This window comes from Nocardioides sp. P5_C9_2 (assembly GCF_054049555.1).
The window spans coordinates 1-2,232 of record NZ_JBFUMD010000569.1; the positions used below are offsets into that span (position 1 = coordinate 1).

A 2,232-nucleotide genomic window follows, 5' to 3' on the forward strand; every position below is an offset into this window, starting at 1 on the left:
CCCTTCACCAATGCTCCGGCCCTCGAGGTCTCGAGCCTGGTCAACGTGACGTCCCCCGCCCAGGGGGCGGTCGTCGAGGGCGACACCCTGGAGGCGAGCGGGGTGGCGTCCTCCTTCGAGGCCACCGTGCCGTTCGAGATCCTCCAGGACGAGAAGGTCGTGCTCGAGGGCTTCGCGACGGCCGCGGGCTGGACGGACAAGCTCTACCCGTGGGAGGCGTCCATCGATGTCTCCGGCCTCGAGCCCGGTGACTACACCTTCGTGGCCCGCACCGACGACGCCTCCGGCGGAGCCGAGGGTGCCGGACCGCACGAGGACAGCAAGGACTTCACCCTGCGCTGACCGGGCATGTCCGGCGCGCTGGGATGGGCCGACCGGGCACTTCTGTCGCGCTCGTCCCATCCAGCGCGACGAAACCGCCCGGTCAGCGCCAGCGGTCGGTGCGGGAGAGCAGCGCGGCGACGGCGACGACCCCGGCGGTCGAGGTACGCAGCACCTCGTCCCCGAGGCGGACGGTGACGGCGCCGGCGGCCTCGAGCAGCGCGAGCTCGTCCGGGGCGATCCCGCCCTCGGGGCCGACCACCACGACGACCCTCCCCGCGGCCGGGACGTCGACGCCCGTCAGCGGCACGGTGGCGCCCTCGTGGAGCACCACGGCCAGGTCGGCGTCGGCGACCAGGTCGCGGACGGAGTCGGTCGAGGCCAGCGGGGTCACGGTCGGCAACCAGGAGCGGCGGGACTRCTTGCCGGCCTCACGGGCGGTGGCCTGCCACCTGGCGTGCGACTTCACCGCACGCTCGCCCTTCCACACCGCCACCGACCGCGAGGCGGCCCACGGGACGACCACGTCGACGCCCACCTCGGTGAGCACCTCGACGGCAAGCTCACCGCGCTCGCCCTTGGGCAGCGCCTGCACCACGGTGAAGGCGGGAGCCGGCCGGTCGACCGAGACCACGGACCCGACCTCGACGCCGAACACGCGCTTGCCGGTCGAGGCGACCGAGCCGGTGATCGAGCGACCCTCGCCGTCGGTCAGCACGACCTGCTCACCGACGCGCAGGCGGCGTACGGCGACGGCGTGGTGCGCCTCGTCGCCGGTCACCTCGACGACGGCGCCGACGGCGACACCCGCGAGCGACGCGACGAGGTGGACGGGAAGACTCATGGGTGCTGCCGGATCAGTGGGGGTTGAACGCGTCGCGCAGTCGACCGAACACCGACTTCTGCGCCGCCCGGACGGCCCCGTCCGGCGACTCCTCGCCGCGGATCGCGGCGAGCTCGCGGAGCAGCTCCTCCTGGCGCTCGTCGAGCCGCGTCGGGGTGTCGACGACCACCGTGACGATGAGGTCGCCCCGACCGCCCCGCAGCCCGGGGACCCCGAACCCGCGCAGGACGTGCTCGCTCCCGGACTGGGTGCCGGGCTTGATCTCGAGGTCGTAGTCGGTGCGGACCTCGGAGTCCTCGTCGGTCCCCAGATCGGCCTCGAGCAGCGGCAGGGTGAGCGTCGTGCCGAGCGCGCCCGCGGTCATCGGCAGCGTCACCGTGCAGTGCAGGTCGTTGCCGTGCCGGGTGAAGGTCGGGTGCGCGTCGACGTGGATCTCGACATAGAGGTCTCCGGGCGGACCGCCTCCGGGGCCGACCTCGCCCTGGTCGCTGAGCTGCACCCGGGTGCCGTGGTCGACACCGGCCGGGATCTTGACGGTGAGGCTGCGGCGCGACCGCACCCGGCCGTCGCCGGAGCACTCGCGGCAGGGGTCGGGGATGATCTGGCCGAACCCGCGGCACGCAGCGCAGGGGCGCAGGGTGCGGATCTCGCCGAGGAAGGAGCGCTGCACCTGGGCGACCTCACCGGCACCACGGCAGGTCTCGCAGGTGATCGGTGTGGTGCCGGGCGACGCGCCGTCGCCGTGGCAGGTCGTGCAGACGACCGCGGTGTCGACCTTGAGGTCCTTGGTCGTGCCGAAGGCGGCCTCGGCGAGCTCGACGTCGAGCCGGATCAGGGCGTCCTGGCCGCGGCGCATCCGCTGCCGCGGACCGCGGCCCTGGGCACCGCCGCCACCACCGGGGGCGCCGCCGCCGAAGAACGCGTCCATGATGTCGGTGAACGAGAAGCCCTGGCCCTGGCCGAAGCCGGCCGCGCCGCCGCCGAACGGATCGCCGCCACGGTCGTACGCCGCCCGCTTCTGCGGGTCGGAGAGGACCTCGTAGGCGCGGGAGACCTCCTTGAACTTC

At 73.7% G+C, this 2,232-nt stretch carries 3 protein-coding genes; 1 reads left to right on the forward strand and 2 read right to left on the reverse strand.

Features of this window, described 5'->3' with window-relative positions; translation table 11 throughout:
- On the forward strand, positions 1 to 342 hold a 342-nt coding region (locus ACXJKL_RS19725), incomplete at its 5' end, for a Gmad2 immunoglobulin-like domain-containing protein (protein ID WP_457208698.1).
- An 82-nt stretch (positions 343 to 424) separates the two neighbouring features.
- On the opposite strand, the gene ACXJKL_RS19730 is transcribed toward ACXJKL_RS19725, so the two are convergent.
- Together ACXJKL_RS19730 and ACXJKL_RS19735 are read right to left on the reverse strand one after the other, a co-directional pair.
- Entirely contained in the window at positions 425 to 1,165 is a 741-nt protein-coding gene (locus tag ACXJKL_RS19730; RefSeq protein WP_457208699.1) for a 16S rRNA (uracil(1498)-N(3))-methyltransferase, read from the reverse strand.
- Between the two features lie 13 nt (positions 1,166 to 1,178).
- Positions 1,179 to 2,232 (reverse strand): DnaJ C-terminal domain-containing protein (locus tag ACXJKL_RS19735; RefSeq protein ID WP_457208700.1); only part of this gene is annotated, 1,054 nt, incomplete at its 5' end.